Annotated in this window: 23 protein-coding genes; 8 read left to right on the top strand and 15 right to left on the bottom strand. The window is 69.1% G+C overall.

What is annotated here, in order from left to right:
- Positions 1 to 775: 775 nt before the first annotated feature.
- The 3 genes from AC3B6A_RS16955 to AC3B6A_RS16945 all read right to left on the bottom strand — a co-directional run bounded on the left by AC3B6A_RS16955 (position 776) and on the right by AC3B6A_RS16945 (position 3,891).
- Positions 776 to 2,089 (bottom strand): NAD(P)/FAD-dependent oxidoreductase, encoded by a 1,314-nt coding sequence (locus tag AC3B6A_RS16955; RefSeq protein ID WP_488398373.1) that lies wholly within the window; start codon positions 2,087 to 2,089, stop codon positions 776 to 778.
- Between the two features lie 76 nt (positions 2,090 to 2,165).
- Complete coding sequence (locus AC3B6A_RS16950) at positions 2,166 to 3,530, bottom strand: glutamine synthetase family protein (protein WP_488398372.1); 1,365 nt, start codon at positions 3,528 to 3,530, stop codon at positions 2,166 to 2,168.
- Between the two features lie 172 nt (positions 3,531 to 3,702).
- Positions 3,703 to 3,891 (bottom strand): hypothetical protein, encoded by a 189-nt coding sequence (locus AC3B6A_RS16945; RefSeq protein WP_488403622.1) that lies wholly within the window; start codon positions 3,889 to 3,891, stop codon positions 3,703 to 3,705.
- A 233-nt stretch (positions 3,892 to 4,124) separates the two neighbouring features.
- Here AC3B6A_RS16945 and AC3B6A_RS16940 point away from each other — a divergent pair, with 233 nt between their 5' ends.
- Both AC3B6A_RS16940 and AC3B6A_RS16935 read left to right on the top strand, forming a co-directional pair.
- Positions 4,125 to 4,394 carry a ubiquitin family protein gene (locus AC3B6A_RS16940; RefSeq protein ID WP_488398371.1) on the top strand — a complete coding sequence of 90 codons (270 nt, stop codon included), beginning with the start codon at positions 4,125 to 4,127 and terminating at the stop codon, positions 4,392 to 4,394.
- 12 nt (positions 4,395 to 4,406) lie between these two features.
- Entirely contained in the window at positions 4,407 to 5,510 is a 1,104-nt protein-coding gene (locus AC3B6A_RS16935; RefSeq protein WP_488398370.1) for a WD40/YVTN/BNR-like repeat-containing protein, read from the top strand.
- On the opposite strand, the gene AC3B6A_RS16930 is transcribed toward AC3B6A_RS16935, so the two are convergent.
- Complete coding sequence (locus AC3B6A_RS16930) at positions 5,489 to 5,632, bottom strand: hypothetical protein (protein WP_488398369.1); 144 nt, start codon at positions 5,630 to 5,632, stop codon at positions 5,489 to 5,491. The two genes, AC3B6A_RS16935 and AC3B6A_RS16930, sit on opposite strands and share 22 nt — an antisense overlap.
- A gap of 26 nt (positions 5,633 to 5,658) precedes the next feature.
- On the bottom strand, positions 5,659 to 7,242 hold the full coding sequence (locus AC3B6A_RS16925; RefSeq protein WP_488398368.1) for a RimK family ATP-grasp domain-containing protein: 1,584 nt from the start codon (positions 7,240 to 7,242) through the stop codon (positions 5,659 to 5,661).
- Between the two features lie 304 nt (positions 7,243 to 7,546).
- Here AC3B6A_RS16925 and AC3B6A_RS16920 point away from each other — a divergent pair, with 304 nt between their 5' ends.
- The 4 genes from AC3B6A_RS16920 to AC3B6A_RS16905 are packed head-to-tail and all read left to right on the top strand — an operon-like array spanning position 7,547 to position 9,599.
- On the top strand, positions 7,547 to 7,876 hold the full coding sequence (locus AC3B6A_RS16920) for an ArsR/SmtB family transcription factor (protein WP_488398367.1): 330 nt from the start codon (positions 7,547 to 7,549) through the stop codon (positions 7,874 to 7,876).
- A complete protein-coding gene (locus AC3B6A_RS16915; RefSeq protein ID WP_488398366.1) occupies positions 7,873 to 8,301 on the top strand; it encodes a YeeE/YedE family protein in 429 nt (142 codons plus the stop codon). The genes AC3B6A_RS16920 and AC3B6A_RS16915 overlap by 4 nt, the downstream gene beginning before the upstream one ends.
- Positions 8,302 to 8,304: 3 nt before the next feature.
- Positions 8,305 to 8,739 carry a DUF6691 family protein gene (locus AC3B6A_RS16910; protein WP_488398365.1) on the top strand — a complete coding sequence of 145 codons (435 nt, stop codon included), beginning with the start codon at positions 8,305 to 8,307 and terminating at the stop codon, positions 8,737 to 8,739.
- The gene (locus tag AC3B6A_RS16905) at positions 8,736 to 9,599 is read left to right on the top strand and encodes an MBL fold metallo-hydrolase (protein ID WP_488398364.1); all 864 of its coding nucleotides are present in this window, start codon (positions 8,736 to 8,738) and stop codon (positions 9,597 to 9,599) included. The genes AC3B6A_RS16910 and AC3B6A_RS16905 overlap by 4 nt, the downstream gene beginning before the upstream one ends.
- Before the next feature lie 84 nt (positions 9,600 to 9,683).
- On the opposite strand, the gene aceF is transcribed toward AC3B6A_RS16905, so the two are convergent.
- Together aceF and aceE are read right to left on the bottom strand one after the other, a co-directional pair.
- Complete coding sequence (aceF, locus tag AC3B6A_RS16900) at positions 9,684 to 11,636, bottom strand: dihydrolipoyllysine-residue acetyltransferase (protein ID WP_488398363.1); 1,953 nt, start codon at positions 11,634 to 11,636, stop codon at positions 9,684 to 9,686.
- Positions 11,637 to 11,647: 11 nt separating this feature from the next.
- The gene (gene aceE, locus AC3B6A_RS16895) at positions 11,648 to 14,296 is read right to left on the bottom strand and encodes a pyruvate dehydrogenase (acetyl-transferring), homodimeric type (RefSeq protein WP_488398362.1); all 2,649 of its coding nucleotides are present in this window, start codon (positions 14,294 to 14,296) and stop codon (positions 11,648 to 11,650) included.
- A gap of 438 nt (positions 14,297 to 14,734) precedes the next feature.
- Here aceE and pmrG point away from each other — a divergent pair, with 438 nt between their 5' ends.
- Both pmrG and AC3B6A_RS16885 read left to right on the top strand, forming a co-directional pair.
- Positions 14,735 to 15,391, top strand: a complete 657-nt coding sequence (gene pmrG, locus AC3B6A_RS16890; RefSeq protein ID WP_488398361.1) for a lipopolysaccharide core heptose(II)-phosphate phosphatase PmrG — start codon at positions 14,735 to 14,737, stop codon at positions 15,389 to 15,391.
- Positions 15,392 to 15,409: 18 nt separating this feature from the next.
- Entirely contained in the window at positions 15,410 to 16,231 is an 822-nt protein-coding gene (locus AC3B6A_RS16885) for a phosphatase PAP2 family protein (protein WP_488398360.1), read from the top strand.
- On the opposite strand, the gene AC3B6A_RS16880 is transcribed toward AC3B6A_RS16885, so the two are convergent.
- The 8 genes from AC3B6A_RS16880 to AC3B6A_RS16845 all read right to left on the bottom strand — a co-directional run bounded on the left by AC3B6A_RS16880 (position 16,218) and on the right by AC3B6A_RS16845 (position 23,190).
- On the bottom strand, positions 16,218 to 16,790 hold the full coding sequence (locus AC3B6A_RS16880; protein ID WP_488398359.1) for a COG3904 family protein: 573 nt from the start codon (positions 16,788 to 16,790) through the stop codon (positions 16,218 to 16,220). The genes AC3B6A_RS16885 and AC3B6A_RS16880 overlap by 14 nt on opposite strands.
- A gap of 87 nt (positions 16,791 to 16,877) precedes the next feature.
- Positions 16,878 to 18,269: a sensor histidine kinase gene (locus tag AC3B6A_RS16875; protein WP_488398358.1), complete on the bottom strand. Its 1,392-nt coding sequence runs from the start codon at positions 18,267 to 18,269 to the stop codon at positions 16,878 to 16,880.
- Positions 18,269 to 18,925, bottom strand: coding sequence for a response regulator (locus tag AC3B6A_RS16870; protein WP_488398357.1), 657 nt, complete (start codon positions 18,923 to 18,925; stop codon positions 18,269 to 18,271). The genes AC3B6A_RS16875 and AC3B6A_RS16870 overlap by 1 nt, the downstream gene beginning before the upstream one ends.
- Positions 18,926 to 18,927: 2 nt before the next feature.
- A complete protein-coding gene (locus tag AC3B6A_RS16865; protein WP_488398356.1) occupies positions 18,928 to 19,572 on the bottom strand; it encodes a tetratricopeptide repeat protein in 645 nt (214 codons plus the stop codon).
- Complete coding sequence (locus AC3B6A_RS16860) at positions 19,569 to 20,369, bottom strand: SDR family oxidoreductase (RefSeq protein WP_488398355.1); 801 nt, start codon at positions 20,367 to 20,369, stop codon at positions 19,569 to 19,571. Before AC3B6A_RS16860 ends, AC3B6A_RS16865 begins: the two co-directional genes overlap by 4 nt.
- A complete protein-coding gene (locus AC3B6A_RS16855; RefSeq protein WP_488398354.1) occupies positions 20,356 to 21,042 on the bottom strand; it encodes an iron-containing redox enzyme family protein in 687 nt (228 codons plus the stop codon). Before AC3B6A_RS16855 ends, AC3B6A_RS16860 begins: the two co-directional genes overlap by 14 nt.
- An 8-nt stretch (positions 21,043 to 21,050) precedes the next feature.
- Complete coding sequence (locus AC3B6A_RS16850; RefSeq protein ID WP_488398353.1) at positions 21,051 to 22,517, bottom strand: AMP-binding protein; 1,467 nt, start codon at positions 22,515 to 22,517, stop codon at positions 21,051 to 21,053.
- Positions 22,507 to 23,190: a thermostable hemolysin gene (locus tag AC3B6A_RS16845; RefSeq protein ID WP_488398352.1), complete on the bottom strand. Its 684-nt coding sequence runs from the start codon at positions 23,188 to 23,190 to the stop codon at positions 22,507 to 22,509. The genes AC3B6A_RS16850 and AC3B6A_RS16845 overlap by 11 nt, the downstream gene beginning before the upstream one ends.
- Positions 23,191 to 23,257 lie beyond the last annotated feature (67 nt).

Below are 23,257 nucleotides of genomic sequence, written 5' to 3'. Positions count from 1 at the left end.
CATTGCTCCGAGGGTCGGCGTACAAGGGCCGTCCCTGGCCCTTTACGCCTCTCGCGGCATCCATGCCGCTCGCCCCTCTGCGCAATGCCTCCACTCGGCCTCCTGACGGGACCCTGCGCGCGCCTGGGATTTCGGTGTGACAGGCAGCGCCGTGTCTGAAGGATTTGCACGTCGTAGGATGGTGTGGAGCGAAGCGATACCCATCGCGGCGGATAACGCTGCGCGTTATTCGCCCTACGAAGAGCATCGCGGACGGAGGCTAGGCGCCCCCGTCTCTCCTACGAAAGCCGATCCCATCGTAGGAGCGGACTTCGTCCGCGATCAGCCCCGGTTCGCGAGCAAGCTCGCTCCTACAAAAGAGAAAGAGCGAAAAGCGGTTTCCAGAGGAATATCCGCGCGCGCCGGAGCGCCCCTTCAGGAGGCCGAGTGGAATCGGAGTTTCAGGGGTTGAGCGGCATGGATGCCGCGAGAGCGTTGTCGGGCCAGGGATGGCCCGTCAACGCGGGCCCCTGAAACTCCGATGGAGCGAGGGAATTTTTCGCCTAGGCGAAAAACCGGATGCAGGGGCACAGACCTTTGCCTACTTTGGGGCACTTGCCAAAGTAGGTCGCCCGAGGGGGCGAAACAAAATCTCTCAGCACACACCGAAGCGGCGCAGAAACACCCAAACAGAACCAAAAGCATCGCGGAGAAGCTCCGCTCCTACGAAAGCGGTGTACCTCGCAGGTGTAGGAGCGGACCTTGTCCGCGATCCGCCGGCAAGGCCGGCGTCGGCTCAGCGCAGCTTCTCCATCATCTGGTAGTACCACATGCCCGCCGCCAGCATCGGGTTGCCGAACACGTCGCCCAGGGGCACGCGGATGTGCTTGCACTGGGCGAAGGTGTCGAACTTCTCCAGGTCGCCGGTCATCGCCGTGGCCATGATCTCGCCCATGATGTGGGTGGTCGCCACGCCGTGGCCGGAGTAGCCCTGGCAGTACCAGACGTTCTCCGACAGCTTGCCCAGCTGCGGGATGCGGTTCATCACGATGCCCATGGCGCAGCTCCACTGGAACTCGATGTCCACGCCCTTGAGCGCCGGGAAGGTGCGTTCGATGCACGGGCGCAGCTCGCCGGCGATGTCGCGCGAATCGCGGCCCGAGTAGTTGGCGCCGCCGCCGAACAGCAGGCGGCCGTCGCCGGTCATGCGGTAGTAGTCGAGCACGAAGCGGCAGTCGTAGACCGCCAGGTCCTGCGGGTTGAGGCGCCTGGCCAGTTCGCCCAGCGGCTTGGTGGTGACGATGCCGCCCATGGCCGGGAAGATCATGCCCTTGAGCTGCTTGCGCTCCAGCTTGTGGTAGACGTCGCCGGCGAGCATCACCTGCGCGGCGTTGATCCGCCCGCCCGAGGTCACCACTGCCGGACGCGGGCCGTGGATGATGTCCAGCACCTCGGAATGCTCGAAGATCATCGCGCCCAGGCTGGCCGCCGCCTTCGCCTCGCCGATGCACAGGTTGAGCGGGTGCAGGTGCATGTTGCGGGTGTTCTTGATCGCGCCGCAGTAGAGGTCGCTCTCCAGGTGCGCGCGCACGCCGGCGCTGTCCAGCAGGGTGATCTCGTCGCCCATGCCGCGGCGCTTGGCTTCGTCGTAGGACGCCTTCAGCTCGTCCATGTGCGTCGGCTTCATCGCCGCGTGCAGGTGGCCGAACTTCAGGTCGCACGGGATGCCGTACTTTTCCACGCGGGCCTTGATGATCTCGTGGCCGCGCCAGCGCAGGTGCCAGATGAAATCGTCGACCTCGTCGCCCAGCCACTGGCGCATCTGCTTGCTCATCGCGGCATCGCCCGAGAGGCTGCCGGTGACCTGCCCGCCGTTGCGCCCGCTGGCGCCCCAGCCGACCTTGTTGGTCTCGACGATGGCGACCTTGTAGCCGCGCTCGGCCAGTTCCACGGCGGTGGCGACGCCGGTGAAGCCGCCGCCGATGATGGCGATGTCGACGTTCACCTCGCCCTGCAGCGTGGGGTAGTTGGTCTCTTCGTTGAGGCTCGCGGAGTAATACGACTTCGCGCGCTCGGGGGCGGGCGTGGCGGGTTTCAGTGCAGCGTTCATTTCGGTGTTCCTGTCGTTGTTCGGTTGCCCTTGCTCGATGGCGGCAAGGGTTTGGCTGAGGGGCGTTCGGACGCCCTCACGCCTGGGTCAGGTACCAGCGCCAGTCCTGCTCGCCGACCTCGCCCATGAACTGGCGGTACTCGGCGCGCTTCACCGCGAGGTAGACGCCGAGGAACTCGTGCCCCAGCGCATCCCGCGCCCAGCTGGAACCTTCCAGCGCGCGCAGCGAGGTGAGCCAGTCGGTGGGCAGCAGTTCCTTGGCCTGGGCATAGCCGTTGCCTTCCACCGGCGTGCCGGGGTCGATGTCCTCGCGGATGCCGCGGTGGATGCCGGCGAGGATTCCCGCCGCCGCCAGGTAGGGGTTGGCGTCGGCGCCGCAGATGCGGTGCTCCACATGCCGGGTAGGGGCCGGGCCGCCCGGCACACGCAGGCTGACGGTGCGGTTGTCGACGCCCCAGGTCGGCGCCAGCGGCGCGTAGCTGTTGGCCTGGAAGCGCCGGTAGGAGTTGGCGTTGGGGCAGAACAGCAGCAGCGAGTCGAGCAGGCTTTTCAGCATGCCGCCCACGGCCTGGCGGAGCAGGGGAGTGCCGGCCGGGTCCTGGCTGGCGAACAGGTTGTTGCCCTCGGCGTCGGCCAGCGACACGTGCATGTGCATGCCGGTGCCGGCCAGGTCGTCGAACGGCTTGGCCATGAAGCAGGCCTGCATCCCGTGCTTGTGCGCCACGCCCTTCACCAGGCGCTTGTAGCGCACCGCCTGGTCCATGGCGGTGAGCGCGTCGCCGTGCTCCAGGGTGATCTCCACCTGGCCCGGTGCGTATTCGGAGATGGCGGTGCGCGCCGGAATGCCCTGCGCCTTGCAGGCTGCATAGAGGTCGGCGAGGAACGGCTCGATCTGCTCCAGCTCGCGCAGGCCGTAGACCTGCGTAGCGCGCGGGCGGCCGCCGTCGGCGTCCAGCGCCGGCTGCGGGCGGCCGTTGGCGTCGCGCTTGGCGTCGAGCAGGTAGAACTCCAGCTCGCAGGCCATCACCGGGTGGTAGCCGGCGGCCTTCAGCTGGTCGATCACCCGGATCAGCACGTGGCGCGGGTCGGCGATGTCCGCAGGCCGGCCTTCCTCGGGGTGCATGCTGACCTGCACCGCCGCCGTCGGAATCTGCCGCCAGGGCAGGCGTACCAGGCTGCCGGGCAGCGGGTAGGCGCGGCAGTCGATGTCGCCGACCTCCCAGACCAGCCCGGAATCCTCCACATCCTCGCCGTGGATGGTGAGGCCGAGGATGGTGCTCGGCAGCGGCCGGCCGGACTGGTACACGGCGAGCAGTTCCTCGCGGTGCAGCAGCTTGCCGCGCGGCACGCCGTTGGCGTCGAGGATGAACAGCTCGACCATCTCGATATCGGGGTTCTGGGACAGGAAATTCTGGGCTTCTTGCACGGAGGCGAAATTCATGGGGCTCTCGATTGCATCCAGCCGGATGCGCTGACGACCTGCGCCCAGGGCCGCGCGAGGGGCGCGGGAGAAAAAGGCGGGCAGGCGATGCGGCGGGCTACGTTGGCTTCGAGGAGGGCGCGGGCCGTTCCTGGGCGTAGTTCCGTCGATGGAGTCCGGGCGCGGCGGCCCGTCAGCGGCCGGCGCTATCCGGTGGGCGCGCATGGCGGCAATGCCAGAGCGCCCAGAAGGCCAGTTCGAGAGGCAGGGTCAGCGGTTGCAGTTCGAGCCAGCGGGCATGTTTGCGCGGCAGACGGGTAGCGCTGCCGGCCTTGCGGGCGGCGGCGGGTTCCAGCGGTGCGGGCGAAACGAGCAGATGCATGTCGGACGGGATGGCTGACGATTGCAGCAGCCTCGCACAGGGCGATGCGTTCATTAAATGCGATTTTCGAGATGCTTGGTTTTGCAGAATCGAAACTGAATGCCCGGCCGCTGCCGCCGCGAGCACCGTGCCAGAGGCGCCGCGGGCGATCGGCTGCAGCCGGTCGCGTGCCGCGATGGGTGCGCAGGCCTCCCTTACACTGGGAACATCGTTCGTCAGAAACGGGCCTGCCCATGTGCCGTATCGTCTTCGCCCCCTCGATCCAGCGCCACGTCGCGCTGGAGGAGCGCGAGCTGTCGGCTCCGACGCTGCGCGCGGCGCTGGAGACGGTGTTCGCCGAGGCGCCGGCCCTGCGCGGCTACCTGCTGGACGACCAGGGCGGACTGCGCCGGCACCTGACGATCTTCATCGACGGCCTGCGCCTGCGCGACCGCGCCCGCCTGAGCGATGCCCTGGCGGCGGATAGCGAGGTCTACGTGGTGCAAGCCCTGAGTGGCGGTTGAGGAGGCGGAACTATGGACGATCGACTGCTGGTGGCGACCCGCAAGGGGTTGTTCACCTTCCAGCGCGATGTGAACGGCTGGCAGGAAGCGCGCCGCGAATTCATCGGCGAGCCCCTGAGCATGGTGCTGGCCGACCCCCGCGACGACAACCTGTACGCCGCGCTCAACCTCGGCCACTTCGGCTGCAAGCTGTGGCGCCAGCGCCCCGGCGAGGACTGGCAGGAAGTCGCCGTGCCGGTCTACCCGCCGCAGCCCGACCCGCTGCCGACGCCGAAGGAGGGCGACGCCCCGCCCGCGCCCTGGAACCTGCAGCAGATCTGGTGCCTGGAGACCGGCGGCGCCAGCGAGCCCGGCGTGCTCTGGGCCGGGACCATTCCCGGGGGGTTGTTCCGCAGCGCCGACAGCGGCGACAGCTGGGAGCTGAACCGCCCGCTATGGGACCGCCCCGAGCGCGCCCGCTGGTTCGGCGGCGGCTACGACTGGCCGGGCATCCACTCGGTCAGCATCGACCCGCGCGACAGCCGCCACCTGACGGTGGGCGTGTCCTGCGGCGGCATCTGGCAGAGCGACGACGGCGGCGCCAACTGGCGCAACACCACCGCGGGCATGTACGCCGACTACATGCCGCCGGAGCTGCGCGAGGACGGCGCCATCCAGGACCCGCACCGCCTGGTGCAGTGCCCGGCGCAACCGCAGCGGCTGTGGGTGCAGCACCACAACGGCATCTTCACCTCCACCGACGGCGGCGCGCACTGGCATGACGTGCAGGTCGAGCCCTCCAGCTTCGGCTTCGCCGTCGCGGTGCACCCGACCCAGCCGGACACCGCCTGGTTCGTCCCGGCGGTGAAGGATGTCTGCCGGGTGCCGGTGGACGGCCGCTTCGTGGTCACCCGCACCCGCGATGGCGGCGCCAGCTTCGACGTGCTCGACAGCGGCCTGCCGCAGGGCCCGGCCTTCGACCTGGTGTACCGCCACGGCCTGGCGGTGGACGACGACGGCGCCTGCCTGGCGATGGGCTCCACCACCGGCGGGCTGTGGCTGTCGGAGAATGGCGGCGACCACTGGCAGTGCCTGTCGGCCAACCTGCCGCCGATCTACTGCGTGCGCTTCGGCTGAGCCTTGCGCCGCTCCTCCTCGCGGACTTCGCGCGGCTTCATGCGGTGGTCGAAGTAGTTGATCGCGGTGCCGAACACCACGATGGCGATGAGGATGGTCAGGCCGATGTGCATGGCTTCCATGGTTGGTTTCTCCTTGAGAGCCGTGCTCAGAGCGCCTGGCCGCGGCGCTTGAGCTCCAGGCGGCGGATGAATTCTTCCAGTACCTGGCGGTAGAGGTCGTCCTTGAGGCAGGCGTCCTCGATGCCGGCGTCGAGGTTGGGGTTGTCGTTCACCTCGATCACCAGCACCTCGCCTTTGACTTCCTTGAGGTCCACGCCGTAGAGGCCGTCGCCGATCAGGCCGGCGGTCTTCAGCGCCAGGTCCACCACGGCGGGCGGCGCGCTTTCCACCGGCAGCGTGCGGCATTCGCCGATCACCTCGCCGCCGGCCTTGTGCTCGACGATCTGCCAGTGCCCGCGCGACATGAAGTACTGGCAGGCGAACACCGGCCTGCGGTTGAGGATGCCGATGCGCCAGTCGTACTCGGTGTAGAGGAATTCCTGGGCGAGCAGCAGCACCGAGTGCTCGAACAGCTCCGCGCTGACGCTGTGCAGCTGCTGGGCGTTCTCCACCTTGTACACGCCGCGGGAGAAGCAGCCGTCGGGGATCTTCAGCACCAGCGGGAAGCCCAGCCGCTGGCCGACGCGCTCCAGTTCCTGCGGGTTGTCCTTGTACAGGACTTCGGTGTCCGGCATGCCCAGGCCGTGGCTGCGCAGCAGGTCGGTGAGGTAGACCTTGTTGGTGCAGCGCAGGATGGAGGTCGGGTCGTCCATCACGATCAGCCCCTCGCGCTCGGCCTTCTTGGCGAAGCGGTAGGTGTGGTCGTCGACGCGGGTGGTCTCGCGGATCAGCAGGGCGTCGTACTCGGCCAGGCGGGCGTAGTCCTTCTTCTCGATCAGCTCGATGTCGATGCCCAGCTTGCCGCCGACGCGGACGAAGTTCTCCAGCGCGCGGGCGTTGGACGGCGGCAGCGGGTCCGCCGGGTTGTGCAGGATCGCCATGTCGTAGCGCGCCAGCCGCCGCGAGTTGGGCTGGCGCCAGACGCGCCGGCTGAAGCCGTCGAGGGCGTCGGCGAAGTGGTCCTCCTGGCTCTCGTGCAGCTTGTGCAGGGCGCCGGGGCGGATGCCCGCGATGTGCCAGGTGTCGGTGCGGCGGAAGTCCACCAGCAGGATGGGGCAGGGGAAGGCCTCGAACAGCTGGCGGGCGATGTCCTGCAGCGGCGCGAGGTCGGTGCGGCCGAAGTACAGGCTGAGGGTGAAACCGTCGGTGCTGGCGCAGGGATGCTGGCCGAGGGCTTTTTCCAGGGACTTTTCCAGGCCGTCGAGGGCCAGCCCGTAGAGCGACTTCTTCGCCAGTTCGCTCAGTGTGCGCACCGACGGAATCACTTTATGACCGCGTGCCTCGGCCAGCAGCGAACAATAATAACCATGGCCGAGGTATTTATAGTTGCGGCACAGGTTGATGACCTGGATACGCTTGCCTTGTTCGAACTGGCGCGAATCCTCGAGATATTCGCGCGCACTCAGCATGTCCTCGCTGGGAATATAAGATGCCCAGTCTTCCTTGCGTTCGACGATGATCAGGATCTGGCTGGAACCGCGTGCTGAAGGGGGCTCCGCGGATACATCGGCGATCACCGGGAGCGAACTTGCATTGAACTTCTGCTGGAAGTTTGCGTGTAGCGAAGACATTGTTCACGGGCCTGTCTGGAAGTTACCGTGTTTCTATTAAGCACCAACTTCCTGAAATGTCCCGGTTCATTACGAAAGTTTTACGAAGAACCCCCGCCGCGGTTATATCGCCTTGCCGCGCGTGCCGATCCGGCGGATTTGCGGCAACTGCAAGCGCGCACTTTCGAACGGGATCGCCTGAGTGCGCACAGTTCCGCCGCCTGGCGCTACGGGAAGCCGTTGATCCGAGCGGGCGCGGCGGGGCTGTTCATTGCATGGAAAATAATCTATAAAAATATAGATTGTTTATTTGTAGACCGTTGCCATGACCGCTACCCCGCTCGACCCCGCCGATATCCTGCGCCTGCACCAATCCGCCGAATCCGCCAGCCAGCTGCTCAAGGCCCTGGCCAATGCGGACCGCCTGATGCTGCTCTGCCAACTGGCCCAGGGCGAGTTGAACGTCGGCGAACTGGAAGCCCGTACCGGCATCGCCCAGCCGACGCTGTCGCAACAGCTGGCGGTGCTGCGCCGCGAGGCGCTGGTGGAAACCCGCCGCGACGGCAAGCAGGTCTACTACCGCATCGCCAGCCAACAGGCGCTGGCGGTGATCGAGACCCTGTATCGCCTGTTCTGCGCGGAGGATTCGAAATGATCGACTGGAGCAATTTCACGCCCTGGAGCGCCCTCGCCGGTGGCGCGCTGATCGGGCTGGCGGCGGGGCTGTTCGCCGTGCTCGACGGCCGCGTCGCCGGCATCAGCGGCCTGCTCGGCGGCCTGTTCAAACGCAGCGGATGGGGCGGCGAGGGCTCGCTGTTCCTGCTCGGCCTGCTGGCGGCGCCGCTGCTCTGGGCGGCGCTGCGGCCGCTGCCGGAGATTCGCTTCGAGTCCGGCTGGGCGCCCCTGCTGGCGGCGGGGCTGCTGGTCGGCGTGGGCAGCCGCTTCGGCTCCGGCTGCACCAGCGGGCACGGCGTCTGCGGCCTGTCGCGGCTGTCCGGCCGTTCCCTGGTGGCGACGCTGTGCTTCATGGCCAGCGGCTTCGCCAGCGTATTCGTCCTGCGTCACCTGCTGGGAGGCTGAGCCATGGGCAAGATCGTCGCGTTTCTCGCCGGCCTGCTGTTCGGCGTCGGCCTGCTGCTGGCGGGCATGGCCAACCCGGCGAAGGTGCTGGGCTTCCTCGATCTCGCCGGGCGCTGGGACCCGTCGCTGGCGCTGGTGATGGCCGGGGCCATCGGCACGGCGCTGCCGTTCTTCGCCTGGGCGCGGCGGCATGACCGCGCGCTGCTCGGTGGCGTCATGCAATTGCCGCAGCGCCGCGACCTGGATGGCCAACTGATCGGCGGCAGCCTGCTGTTCGGCGTCGGCTGGGGCATCGCCGGCATCTGCCCGGGGCCGGCGCTGGTGACCCTGGCCGCCGGCTACTGGCAGGGCGCGCTGTTCTGCCTCGCCATGCTGGCGGGGATGGGGCTGCACGCCGGCTACGAATGGCAACGCGATACGAGGAGGAGACCGGCATGAGCGCCATCATCCAGCCCTTCTTCGACCCGGCCACCTCCACCTACAGCTACGTGGTGGCCGATCCGCGCAGCGGGCGCTGCGCCATCGTCGACCCGGTGCTCGACTACGATGCCGCCGCCGGGCGCATCGGCCACGCCAGCGCCCAACGCATCGTCGACTACGTGCGCGAACGGGGCCTGACGGTGGAGTGGCTGCTGGAAACCCACCTGCACGCCGATCACCTGTCCGCCTCGGCCTGGCTCAAGGGCGAGCTGGGTGGACGGCTGGCCATCGGCGCCAGTATCGCCCCGGTGCAGCGCACCTTCGCCGGGCTGCTCAACCTGGGCGCGGCGTTTCCCTGCGACGGCAGCCAGTTCGACCACCTGTTCAGCGATGGCGAGCGTTTCCTCATCGGCGAACTGCAGGCCGAGGCGCTGCACACCCCGGGCCACACGCCGGCGTGCATGACCTACCGGGTCGGCGATGCGGCGTTCGTCGGCGACACCCTGTTCATGCCCGACTACGGCACCGCCCGCTGCGACTTCCCCGGCGGCGACGCGCGCCAGTTGTACCGCTCGATCCAGCGGCTGTTCGCGCTGCCCGCCGAGACCCGGCTGTTCATGTGCCACGACTACCTGACGGCGCAGCGGGAGGAACACGCGCACGAGACCACCGTCGCCCGGCAGCGCCAGGACAACGTGCACGTGCGCGACGGCGTGGACGAGGAGAGCTTCGTCGCCATGCGCCGGCAGCGCGACGCGGCGCTCCACGCGCCGGCGCTGATCTGGCCGTCGATCCAGGTGAACATGCGTGGCGGGGAGTTGCCCGAGGCGGAGGGCAACGGCGTGCGTTACCTGCGGATTCCGCTGGACCGGATGTGACGGGTTCGCGAGCAAGCTCGCTCCTACAGGTCGGGCTGGACTGCTCTTCGTAGGAGCGAGCTTGCTCGCGAACCGGGTCGGGCACTAAAGCAACAGGCTGCGGATATCCCCCAGCAACTCGCCCAGCCGCTTGGTGAACCGCGCCGCCGCCGCGCCGTTGATTACCCGGTGGTCGTAGGACAGCGACAGCGGCAGCATCAGGCGCGGCTGGAAGGCCTTGCCGTCCCACACCGGCTGGATCGTCGCCTTGCTCACACCGAGGATCGCCACCTCCGGCGCGTTGACGATCGGCGTGAAGCCGGTGCCGCCAATGTGGCCGAGGCTGGAGATGGTGAAGCAGGCGCCCTGCATGGCGTCGGCGGAGAGCTTCTTGGTGCGCGCCTTTTCCGCGAGGTCCGCGGCTTCGGCGGCCAGCTGCAGCAGGCTCTTCTGGTCGACGTTGCGGATCACCGGCACCAGCAGGCCGTCCGGGGTGTCCACGGCGAAGCCGATGTGCACGTACTTCTTGCGGATCAGCGCCTTGCCGCTGGGAGCCAGGGAGCTGTTGAAGTCCGGCAGCTCCTTGAGCAGGTGCGCACAGGCCTTGAGCAGGATCGGCAATACCGTCAGCTTGGTCCCGGCCTTCTCGGCGGCGGCCTTCTGCGCCACGCGGAAGGCTTCCGCCTCGGTGATGTCGGCGGACTCGAACTGGGTCACGTGCGGCACGTTCAGCCAGCTGCGGTGCAGGTTGGCGGCGCCGACCTGCATCAGCCGGGTCATCGCCATTTCTTCCACTTCGCCGAACTTGCTGAAGTCGACTTCCGGAATCGGCGGGATGCCCGCGCCGCCAGTGGCGCCGGCCGGCGCGCCGGACTTGGCGCGTTGCAGCTGCTCCTTGACGAACGCCTGCACGTCTTCCTTGAGGACGCGGCCCTTGGGACCGCTGCCCTTCACGTCGGACAGCTCGACGCCGAACTCGCGGGCGACCATGCGCACCGCAGGCCCGGCGTGGACCTTGGCGCCTTCGCGGCTGGGCGCGCCCACTGGGGCGACGTTCCGCGCCCTGGGCGGCTCGGCTTCCGCGCTCGGGGCGGCGGCAGGTGCGGATGCGCTCGGCGCCGGTGCCGTGGCCGCCGGGGCACCGCCCGCGACTTCCAGGTCGAGAATCTCGTCGCCTTCCTTGAGGGTGTCGCCGATCTTCACCTTGATGGCTTTCACCACACCTGCTTTCGGCGCGGGAATCTCCATGCTGGCCTTGTCGGATTCCAGCGTCAGCAGGCTCTGCTCGGCCTCGATGGCGTCACCCAGCTTGACCATCAGTTCGATGACATTGCCCTGGCCGTTGCCGATATCCGGCACGCGGATGGTTTCCACGCCGCCGCTGGCAGCCGGCGCGGGCGCGGGTTTCTCTGCCTTCGCCGGAGCGGGAGCCGGGGCGGAAGCGGGCGCCGCAGCGGCGGGCGCGCTGGCCGCCGCTGCGGCGCCCTCGGTTTCCAGTTCGAGAATCTCGTCGCCTTCCTTGAGCGTGTCGCCGATCTTCACCTTGATCGCCTTCACAACGCCGGCCCGTGGCGCGGGAATCTCCATGCTGGCCTTGTCGGACTCCAGCGTCAGCAGGCTCTGGTCGGCCTCGATGCGCTCGCCGACCTTGACCATCAGCTCGATGACCTCGCCCTGGCCGTTGCCGATATCCGGCACCTTGATGGTTTCCACGCCGCCACCGTCAGCGGGCGCTGCTACCGGTTGCGGCGCAGGCGCGGCGGCGGGCTTGGGTGCTTCAGCAGCCGGTTTGGCGGGTGCCTCGGCTTTTGCCTCGGCAGCGCCACCTTCGGCCTCCAGTTCGAGAATCTCGTCGCCTTCCTTGAGGGTGTCGCCGATCTTCACCTTGATGGCTTTCACCACGCCTGCTTTCGGCGCGGGAATCTCCATGCTGGCCTTGTCCGACTCCAGGGTCAGCAGGCTCTGCTCGGCTTCCACGCGGTCGCCGACCTTGACCAGCAGTTCGATGACTTCACCCTGGCCGTTGCCGATGTCGGGTACACGAATCAGTTCGCTCATCGTGCCTCTCCTCAGCAGTCCAGCGGGTTGCGTTTTTCGGGATCGAGACCGAACCTGGCGATGGCCTCGGCCACCACCTTCGGCTCGATGTCGCCTCGGTCGGCCAGGGCTTCCAGCGCGGCGAGCACCACCCAGTGGCGGTCCACCTCGAAGAAGTGGCGCAGCTTGGCGCGGGTGTCGCTGCGGCCGAAGCCGTCGGTGCCCAGCACCTTGTATTCCTTGCTCGGCACCCACTGGCGGATCTGCTCGGCGTAGACCTTCAGGTAATCGGTGGAGGCGATCACCGGCCCCCGGCGCCCGATCAGGCATTCCTCGACGTAGCTCTGCCTGGGCTTCTGCCCCGGGTGCAGGCGGTTCCAGCGCTCCACCGCGAGGCCGTCGCGGCGCAGTTCGTTGAAGCTGGGCACCGACCAGACGTCGGCGCCGATGCCGAAGTCGTCACGCAGGATCCTCGCCGCCGCCTCCACCTCGCGCAGGATGGTGCCGGAGCCGAGCAGCTGCACATGGTGCGCGGCATCGCGGTGGTCCTCGTCGAGCAGGTACATGCCCTTGATGATGCCGGCCTCGACGCCCGCCGGCAGCGGTGGGTGGGGGTAGTTCTCGTTCATCACGGTGATGTAGTAGAAGACCTCCTGCTGCTCCTGCATCATCTGCCGCACGCCTTCCTGGATGATCACCGCCAGCTCGTAGGCGTAGGTCGGGTCGTAGGTGCGGCAGTTGGGGATCACCCCGGCCAGCACGTGGCTGTGGCCGTCCTCGTGCTGCAGGCCCTCGCCGTTCAAGGTGGTGCGCCCGGCGGTGCCGCCGAGCAGGAAGCCGCGGGTCAGGCTGTCGCCGGCGGCCCAGGCCAGGTCGCCGATGCGCTGGAAGCCGAACATCGAATAGAAGATGTAGAACGGCAGCATCGGCTGGCGGTAGTTGCTGTAGGCGGTGCCGGCGGCGATGAACGACGACATGCCGCCGGCCTCGGTGATGCCTTCCTCGAGGATCTGCCCCTTCTTGTCCTCGCGGTAGAACATCAGCTGTTCCTTGTCGACCGGCTCGTACAGCTGGCCGACGGAGGAGTAGATGCCGAGCTGGCGGAACATGCCTTCCATGCCGAAGGTGCGCGCCTCGTCGGGGATGATCGGGACGATGCGCGGGCCCAGTTCCTTGTCCTTGACCAGCTGCGAGATGATCCGCACGAAGGCCATGGTGGTGGAGATTTCGCGCTCGCCCGAGCCGTCGAGGATGGCCTTGAGGGTTTCCAGCGGCGGCGCCGGGATGCGCAGGCTGTTGCCGTGGCGGTGCGGCATGAAACCGCCCAGGGAGGCGCGGCGTTCCTTCAGGTAGCGCGCCTCGGCGCTGCCTTCCTCGGGGCGGTAGAAGGGCAGCCCGGCCAGGTCCGCGTCCTTGATCGGGATGTCGAAGCGGTCGCGGAAGGCGCGCAGGCTCTCGACGTCGATCTCATGGATGTTGTGGGCGATGTTCTTCGCCTCGCCGGTGCCGGTGCCGTAGCCCTTGATGGTCTTGGCCAGCACCACGCTGGGCTGGCCGCTGTGGTTCACCGCCGCGTGGTAGGCGGCGTAGACCTTGTAGGGGTCGTGGCCGCCGCGGTTGAGGTTCCAGATTTCCTCGTCGGAGAGGTCCTTGACCATCTCCAGCAGCTCCGGGCGGGTGCCGAAGAAGTGCTCGCGCACGTAGGCGCCGTCCTTGGCCTTGTAGTTCTGGTAGTCGCCGTCCACCGCCGCGTCCATCCGCGCCTGCATGAGGCCGGCGGTGTCCTTGGCGAACAGCGGGTCCCAGAAGCGCCCCCAGATCACCTTGATCACGTTCCAGTTGGCGCCGCGGAACACGCCTTCGAGCTCCTGGATGATCTTGCCGTTGCCGCGAACCGGGCCGTCCAGGCGCTGCAGGTTGCAGTTCACCACGAAGATCAGGTTGTCCAGCTTCTCGCGCCCGGCCAGGGAGATCGCGCCGAGGGACTCGGGCTCGTCGGTCTCTCCGTCGCCGAGGAAGCACCAGACCTTCTGCTTGCCGGCGGGAATGAAGCCGCGGCTCTCCAGGTACTTCATGAAGCGCGCCTGGTAGATCGCCTGGATCGGCCCCAGGCCCATGGACACCGTGGGGAATTGCCAGAAGCCCGGCATCAGGCGCGGGTGCGGGTAGGAGGAGAGGCCCTTGCCGTCCACCTCCTGGCGGAAATTCTCCAGCTGCTGGTCGGTGAGCAGGCCCTCGATGTAGGCGCGGGCATAGAAGCCGGGCGAGGCGTGGCCCTGGAAGTAGATCAGGTCGCCGGCGTGCTCCTCGGTGGGGCCGTTGAAGAAGTAGTTGAAACCGATGTCGTAGAGGGTCGCCGAGGAGGCGAAGGTGGAGATGTGGCCGCCCAGCGACGAGTCCTTGTGGTTGGCGCGCATCACCATGGCCAGGGCGTTCCAGCGCACCAGCGAGCGGATGCGCCGCTCCATGAACAGGTCGCCCGGCATGCGCGCCTCGTGGCCGGCCGGGATGGTGTTGCGGTAGGGAGTGGTGATGGCGTAGGGCAGTTGGGTGCCGGTGCGGCTGGCCAGCTCGCCGAGGCGGGTCATCAGGTAGCGGGCGCGTTCCTCACCTTCCTTTTCCAGTACGGATTCCAGCGCGTCCAGCCATTCCTGGGTTTCCACGGGGTCGATGTCGTGCATGGTCAGGGGTCCTGGTTACGGGGTCGGCTCAACGCTATGCCGGCTCCGGGGGCTGCTCCCACCGCCAGTTTGACGGAAAAGCCGAAGTCCGCTTCCGAACCTCGCAGCCGACCGCCGGCACGCGCGCGTGAGGTAGAGCTTAGACAGCCCTGCCGCGCCTGTCGGGCAGATCGTCGTGTCGGGGCGCCGCGGCGGCGTTCCGCTGGCGCGGGGAATGGCACGGAGAATGGCGCGCGCCGGGCCGGTCGGTCGGGCCAACGGCATCTTCAATAAATCATGACGCCTTCTTCACAAACCGGGCGTTAGGTTGCATGGGCCCGACACCCGACTCCCCGCAGCACGGTGTCAGCCCCAGGGATGGGCCGGGCCTCGGACGTGCGCCACAGCACGCCGGACGGGGTAGGGACACAGCCTTGCAGGCCAGACAGCGGAAACGCCATGCCGATTTCTCTCATCATCCAGCGCGCGCGACGAGCCCTTGCCAGGCGCTGGTTGCTGGTTCCCCTGGCGGTGCTTTCGTTCGGCCTGATCAGCGGCTTCTGGCTGATCCAGCCGACCAGCCCGGCGAACATCGCCCGCGACCCGGCCCGGCTCGACGCGCTGCGCGAGCACTGGCGCAAGGGCGACCTGATCGTCCTGGTGCGCCATGCCGAGCGCTGCGACCGTTCCGACGCCCCCTGCCTGTCCGCGCCGGAAGGCATCACCGTCCGCGCCGAGGCGGCGGCCCATGAGCTGGGCCAGCACTTCCGCGCGCTCGGCCTTGCCGACGCGGACATCCTCAGCAGCCCGCAGGTCCGCGCCGAGCAGACCGCCGCGTCCATGTTCGGCCAGGCGCCGGCGCAGCAGGAGTGGCTGTCCGACTGCCACGGCTCGATGCTGCGCGACGCCCGCCAGCACAAGACGCCGAACCGCAACCTGATCCTGGTGACCCACAGCGAGTGCATCGAGGACCTGGAGAACACCGTGAGCATCGCCGACCCGGCGACGCCCGGATACGCATCGTCGCTGTTCCTCGTCAGCGACGGCCACGCCGCCCCCACGCTGCTGGGCTACCTCGACGCCGACCAATGGGCCGCCGTCGCACCGATCCGCTGATACCCGAAGGACCTCGCTTTGTCTGCCCGCCGTTTCTACCTGCTCAATCTCGGCCTGCCGCTGCTGCTGGCGGTGCTGGTGTTCTGCCTGTTCGATCTCACCAACCTGGACGTGCTGATCAGCAACCACTTCTACGACCCGCTGACGCAGACTTTCGTGCTGGAGCACGACCGCCTGTTCGAGAAGCTGACCCACAAGCTGCCGCGCATCCTGCCCGACACCACCGGCGAGGTGGCGGTGATCGGGATGCTCCTGTCGTTCGTCTGGACGCTGCTGCCCAAGGGGCGCTTCAGCGCCTGGCTGGAGCAGGTGCGCATCGCCCCGGCCCTGCGCTGGTTCGCCGCGCACCGGCGGGACTTCCTCTTCCTGGTGGTGTCCATCGCCCTCACCACCGGGATGGTGCACTACTTCAAGAGCCACACCAGCGTCTGGTGCCCGGTGGAGACCACGCTCTACGGCGGCGTCCACGAGAAGCGCGAATGGTTCGAGAACTTCAGCCTGCTGCACGAGGCGGGCGAGGGGCGCTGCTGGCCGGGCGGCCACGCCTCCAGCGGCTTCACCCTGCTGGCGCTGTACTTCGTGGCGCGGCGCTACCGCTGGCGGCACGCGCGCAAGCTGTTCATCGCGGTGATGACCATCGGCATGATCTACGGCAGCACCCGCGTCCCGCAGGGCTGGCACTTCGTCTCGCATACCTTCTGGTCGGGCATCCTCGTCTGGCTGACGATGCTGGGCACCGCCCTGGCCTTCTACGGGCGCGAGCGCCTGGGCCGGCCGGCGCCCGGCGCCCTCCGAAGCGAGCCAGCGGCGCCGGACGCGCTGCCCCTCAGCGGACGCTGAGGCCGCGCGGCGCGCCGCCCAGGCGGTAGCGCTCCAGCTCCTGCGGCGAGAGCACGCGCATCCGCTGCGGGTCGATGTCCTGCATGTCGTCGGCCAGGGCCAGCGGAATGTCCATGTCGCGCAGGTAGCTGCGCGCGTTGTAGCCGCCGCTGGCCTGGGACGAGTCGCCACCCGGGTAATACGGGCGGTGCAGGCCGACGTAGCCGCGCACCGTCCTGCGCTGGCCGGCGGCGAGCAGGTAGACGCAGGAGCCCTGGCACACGCTGTTGCTCGGCACCAGGGTCTCGAAGCCGGATTCGCGCAGCAGGCGGCCCATCTTGATCGACTCCGCCGCGCTGCCGCCGATGCTGTCGAGCAGCGCCACCTTGCGCGCGAACTTGCCGGGATTGTCCCGCAGCCCCCTGAGCAGCCGCTCGTAGTCGCCCGGGGCGATGTCCTCGGAAATGCGCACCGCCAGCACCGCCCCGACGTTGCTGTGCTGCACCGGGCGCACCTCGACCTTGGCCAGGGCGCTGGCGGAGCACAGGAGGGTGGCGCAGAGCAGGGTGACGCGGCGCATGGGCGGAGAATCCTGTCGGAAGGGGCGTGCGGAAGGCGCCGAAGATACCGCGAAGCGGCTACGCCGTGCACCCCTGCCGCGTGCCCCTCATCTGCCGACGCGCGGGCCCGGCTCGCCCTGCACCGGCAGGCGCACCCGCGCCTGCAGGCCGCCTTCGGGGCGGTTGCCCAGGCTCACCTCGCCGCCCAGGCGCTGTACCGCCCGGTTCACGATGGACAGGCCCAGGCCCGCGCCGTTGGGGTTGCCCTCGCTGTAGAAGCGCTCGAAGGCCCGTTCCAGCCGGGCATCCTCGATGCCCGGGCCGCTGTCCTGCACGGTCAGCAGCAGGTCGCCGCCCTGGCGTTCGAGGGCGATGCGCACGGTGGCGCCGGCGGGGGAGAAGTTCACCGCATTGCTGACCAGGTTCTGCAGGACCACTTCCAGCGCGCCGCGATCGCTCAGGGTGCGGTAGTCGCCGGCGGCGATCTCGAGGTCGGGCTCGACCTGGTGGCGGAGCATCCAGGGCGTCAGCTCGGCAAGGGCGTCGGTGACCAGCGCCTGGACGTCCAGCACCTTCCAGTGGCTGCGGTTGGACGCCGGCTCCAGGCGCGCCAGGGTCAGCAGTTGGTTGACCACCCGGCTGAGGCGGTCGACCCCGTCGATCAGGAAGTCCAGGGCCTGCCGGCGTTCCTCGGCGTTGTCCGTCTGCGCGGCGTTCTGCGCGTGCAGGCGCAGCACCGCCAGGGGCGTGCGCATCTCGTGGGCGGCGTCGGCGATGAAGCGGTGTTCGCGCTGGAGCAGGGATTCCACCTGGCTGAGCAGGCGGTTCAGGGCCGCCTGCATCGGCTCCAGCTCGCGCGGCAGCGGCACCAGTTGCAGCGGCTCCAGGGAGTCGGCGTGGCGCGCGCGGATGACCCGCGCCATGTTCTGCAGCGGTTGCAGCCCCCGGCCGATGGCCAGCCAGACCAGCAGCGCCAGCGCCAGGCTGCCGGCCAGGAAGGGCAGCAGGGTGTGGCGCACGATGCGGCTGACCAGGTCGCCGCGCACGTCGTAGCGCTCGCCGACCCAGATCACCAGCTTGTGCGCCGGCACCGGCAGGACGAAGCCGCGCCATTGCCGGCCGTCGCGGCTCTCGGTGCTGAAGCCGGGGAGTGCGGGCGGCGCGTCGAAGCCCGGCGCGCTGGGCGAGCGCACGCGCAACTGGCCGTCCTCGCCCCAGACGGCGAAGGCCAGCTTGTTTTCGTAGGGGTGGCCCGGGCCTCCCGCGCTTGACTGGCTGAGCGCCTCGTTGAAGGCCTGGTACAGCGCCTGGCGCTCGGTGCCGGCCAGCGGCAGGCTCATCACGCCCTGCAGCAGGCGGGCGTTCTGCGCCAGGTGGGCGTCGTAGACTTCGGCGATCTCGTGGCTGCTGTCGTGGTAGTTGTACAGCGCCAGCAGGCCGGTGCCGGCCAGCAACAGGAGCATCACCCGCCAGAGGGTGCGGCTGCGCAACGAGCCCATCAGGCCTCCACCAGGTAACCGATGCCCCGCACCGTGCGGATCAGGCCGCTGAACAGCTTCTTGCGCAGGTGCGAGATGTGCACTTCCAGGGTGTTGCTTTCGGCGCTCTCGTCCCAGCCGTAGAGCAGCTGGGTCAGGCGGTCGCGGGTGAAGACCTTGCCCGGCTGCCCGAGCAGTTCGTGCAGCAGCTGGTATTCCTTGGGCGTGAGCACCACCACCTGGCCCTGGAAGCGCACCTGCTGGGTCGACGGGTCGAGGCTGACGCCGGCGTGCTCGATCAGCGCCCGCGCCCGGCCGCTGCTGCGGCGCAGCAGCGCGCGCAGGCGGGCCTGGAGTTCGTGGAGGTCGAAGGGCTTGACCAGGTAGTCGTCGGCGCCGGCGTCGAGACCGGCGATGCGGTCCTCGGTGGCGTCGCGGGCGGTGAGGATCAGCACCGGCACCGTCGAGCCGGAGGCGCGCAGCTGGCCGAGCACCTGCAGGCCGTCCAGGCGCGGCAGCCCGAGGTCGAGCACCACCAGGTCGAACTCCTCGCTCTGCAGGGCGTGCAGCGCGCTGGCGCCGTCCTGCAGCCAGTCGATGGTGTAGCCCTCCTGGCGCAGGCCGGTGCGTACGCCTTCGCCCAGGGCCTGGTCATCCTCCACCAGCAGCAAACGCATGGTCAGTCCTGTTTCGCCTGGATTTCCTTGAGTAAAGCATCGATCTCGCCGCGCCGTCCCTGGTCGGCCACCTCGCGGCCGGGGCGCGCGGGGGCCTGGAGGGCCTTCTGCAACGCCGCGCGGGCTTCGCCGTAGCGCTTCTCGCGGAACAGGTGGTCGCCCCAGAAGTACAGCGGGTCGATGCCGTCCGGGTTCATCTGCAGCGCCTTGCGCAGCATCTCGGCGGCCTTGTCGCTGTCGCCGAAGCCGATCGGCCAGCCCGGCACGCGATCATACAGCGCGCCGAGGCTGGTGTAGGCCGAGCCTTGCAGGGCGGCCGGGTCCAGCGCCAGGGCCTTTTCCAGGCTGGCGCGGGCGTCCTTCACCTTGCCCAGCGCGCCCAGGCCGCCGACGGCGCCGGCCCAGCTGCTGGTGACGATGCCGTTCCAGATCCAGGCTTCGGCGGCCTGCGGCGATTCCTGGGTGAAGCGCTGGCTGTCCGCCGCCAGCTTCTCGAAGGCGGCGGCGCGCTGGGCTTCGGGGGTGCGGTACTGGATCTGCGCCCAGCGCTGCTGGATGTCGGTCAGGCGCTGGGTGGCGGCGGGGTCGAGCGCCCAGCCCAGGGGCGTGGCGAGCAGCAGGGCGGCGAAGGCGAGTGCGCGTTTCATCGGGATTGTCCTCCGTGGCGGCTGTGGCGGCGGATCAGCGGCAGCTGCTTGCGCAGCGCGCGGTCGACGATGCCGGGCAGCATGCCGTTGATGCGCACGAAGAGTTTTTCCGGCCAGCCCAGGTACAGCTCGCTGCGCTTGCCTTCGATGGCGGCGAGCACGGCGCGGGCGACGTCGCGGGGATCGTCGGTGCTGGCTTTCAGCGCCTCGTTCAGGGCCATCGCCTCCGCGCTGTTCATGCCGGTGCGGGTGGTGCGCGGGGCGACGTAGAGCACGTCCACCGGGGTGTCCGCCAGTTCGCGGCGCAGCGCTTCGGAGAAGCCGCGCAGGGCGAACTTGCTGGCGCAGTAGACGGCGTAGCCCGGATAGCCGATGGAGCCGTAGATGGAGCCGACGTTGACCACCAGGGCGTGCGGCTGTTCGCGCAGGACCGGCAGCATCAGGCGGGTGAGGTGCAGGGTGGCGGCGATGTTCAGTTCGATCATGTCGTCCAGGCGCGACTCGTCCATCTGGTCGAGCATGGCGAACTGGTTGACCCCGGCGGCGTTGATCAGCAGGTTGACCCCGCAGCCGCGCCGCACGCTGTCCAGCAGGGCCTGGCGGTCGAGGCTGCTGCGCAGGTCGGCGGCCTGCCAGCTCAGTTGCCCGGGGTAGAGCCGCGCCAGCTCGTCCAGCGCCCCGGCGTGGCGGCTCACCGCCAGCACCCGCGCGCCGGCCGCGCAGAGCTGCTCGGCCAGCTGCAGGCCGATGCCGCCGCTGGCGCCGGTGAGCAGCACGCGGCACTCAGACAGTCGCATGCTGCACCTCGCCCTGCTGCCCCTGGGAGCGCGGCAACCCGCGGAACATGTCGGCGTACAGGCGGTAGACGACCTGCGCCGCGTGGATCACCGCCTCCTGGTCGGCCGGGTCGTCCAGGCGGTTCATCAGGCCGCGGTAGGTCTGCATGTGGCCCTGGTCCAGGGCGCCGTGGGAGCTCAGGTAGCTGAAGGCTTCCGCGGGCAGGCCGAGGCTGCTGCGGATGGTGCCGGCGGCCTGGGTGGCGAGGGCGATGCTGGTGCCTTCGAGCACGTTGACCATGCCGAACAGCCCGACCGGGTTGCCGCGCTGGATGAGGTCGTAGAGGAAGGCCACCATCAGCTCGATGGCCATCGACGGGCGGCTGTTGCGCACGGCTTCCGGGTCGCCGCCGCAGGCCGCGATGTCGTCGAGGATCCAGCGCTCGTGGCCGTATTCCTCGTCGATGTATTCGCACACCGCGCCGCGCAGCCACTCCAGGCGGGCGGGCAGGCGCGCGCCGCAGGACATCATCAGCGGCACGGTATGGCGGACGTGGTGGTAGGCCTGGGAGAGGAAGGCGACGTAGCCCTCCAGGCTGACGGTGCCGGCCAGCGCCTCGCGGATCACCGGGACGCTGAACAGCGCCTCGCGTTCCCGGGCGGTGGCCGATTGCAGGGTATCGAAGAAGAGCATGGGGGGCCTCACTGGGTAACCATGGCGGAAAGGGTTTCGCGGTACTGATCGAGGATCGCCGCGCGGCGCGGGCGGCCGTTGGCGGTGAGCAGGCCGCTGGCGCTGCTGAAGGGTTCGGGCAGGCGCGCCCAGCGGTGCACCTGGGCGTAGTCCGGCAGTTGCGCGTTGCACTGGCGCACCGCCTGTTCCAGGGCCTGGTCGGTGCAGGCCGGGTCCACCGGCCAGAGCAGCGCCAGGTTCTGGTGCAGGCCCTCGCCGTGGACGAAGGCCTGGAGTATCACGCCGTTCTGGGTCAGCTCGGCCTCGATCCATTCCGGGTTGACGTTGCGCCCGAAGCTGGTGATGAACTGGTTCTTCTTGCGGCCGGCGAGGTACAGGTAGCCGTCCTCGTCGAAACGGCCGAGGTCGCCGGTGGGCCACCACTGGCCCAGGTGCGGCAGTTCGCCGAGGTAGCCGAGCAGGGCGGAGCCGCTGACCAGCACCTCGCCGTCGTCGGCCAGCTTGACCTGCACGTGCGGCAGCGGCTTGCCCACGCTGCCCGGGCGCACCGCGCCGGGACGGTTCAGGCAGACCACCGAGGCGCACTCGGAGAGCCCGTAGCCCTCGAACACCGGCAGCCCGACGGCGGCGGCGCGCTGCAGCAGCGAGGGCGCGACCCGCGCGCCGCCCACGGCGACGAACTTCAGCGGGCCGGGGCGCATCATGCCGCGCTCGATGGCGGTCACCAGGCCGAGCAGCAGCTGCGGCACCAGGATCAGGCTCTGCGCGCCGCTCAGGGCGATGGCGCCGAGCAGCTTCTTCCAGTCGACGCTGCTCGACCCGCCCAGGCCGATCTGCGCGGAGGGCAGCAGGGTCAGCGTGGCGCCGGCGTAGAGGGCGGCGTACAGGCCGAGGTTTTCCAGCAGCACCGCCAGCGGCAGGACGGCCAGGTACTGCGTGGGGCCGGTGGGCCGGCTGGCGGCTTCCAGCTCGCGGGCGACGCGCAGCATGGCGTCGGCGCCCAGGCACACGCCCTTGGGCGTGCCGGTGCTGCCGGAGGTGTAGGTGATCTTCGCCGTGCCCAGGGGCAGGCCGGCGTCCACCACCGCCGGGCGGTACCAGAAGGTCTCGCCGCGGCTGAAGCCGTTGCTGCGCAGCTCGTCCTCGAAGCCCGGTTCGACCAGGGCCAGGCTCGCCTGGCTCTGCATCAGGCAGTGGGCGCGCTGGGCCGGGCTGAAGAACGGCGGCAGGATGATGCACGGGCGCTCGCTCAGCAGCGCGGCCAGGTCCCAGAGCAGTGCGTCCGGGCCGTTGTCCAGGGCCAGGGCGAAGGCGCCGGCCGGTTGCGCGGCGAGGTGCGCGGCGCGCTGCTCGACGGTCTCCAGCAGCTGCGCGTAGCTGTAGCGCTGGGTCGCGCCACGCAGCGCCAGGCGCTCGCCGTGCTCGCGGGCGTGCTGGCGCAGCCGGTGCAGGAAGTCTTCCAGTTCAGGCTGCATGGTGCTGGCCCTCGTGCTGGCGCTGCGCCGGGAAGCCCAGGCGTTCGTAGGCCCCGCTGCGCTCCAGCTGCTGGTGGCCATAGAGGATGCTGCCGGTGAACACCTGCGGGCACTGGTCGTAGTAGCTGCCCCAGTCGGCTCGCTCGCCGTTGATCCGCGCGGGATCGGCCGGGGCCAGCACCGTCGGCTCCAGGCCCAGGCGGTGGAAGCTGTTGATCAGCGTCGCCGCGCCGGTGAAGGCGACCCAGTGCAGCCCGCGCGCGGCCAGCAGCCAGGTGGTCGCGGCGATGATCAGGCGCGCGCTGCCGGCGTTGCGGGCGGCCAGGTTGCCCACTTCCACCAGCTCCCGGCGCGCCACGTCGCGGCCGGCGATGCGCGACACCGGGGCTTCCAGCGGTTCGTCCAGGTAACGTTCGAGGAACAGCGGCTCCTGCGCCGCCAGGCGGATGCCTGCGGCCGCCACCAGCACGCCGTGGCGGTCGCGCAGGCTGAGCAGCTCGGGCAGGAACTGGTGCACGTCGGCATGGTGGACGCGGTCGAAGCGCTCATGCACGAAGGCTTCGATCTCGTGCCGCTGCGGGTCGTCGCGGCCGATCAGGCACAGGCTGGCGAGGTGTGTGTCGCGCGGGCCGAAACGGAATGGAAACAGCGACTCCCATTCGGATTGGGTCATGACTTCTCCCACTGTGGAGTTCATTCGTGGGAGGAGTATTCGTGGCGAATCTGAATGCAGTCTGAAG

This window comes from Pseudomonas sp. B12(2026) (assembly GCF_057767015.1).
Note: the sequence above shows the minus strand (reverse complement) of the source record. Positions and strands in the feature narration are given on the sequence as shown.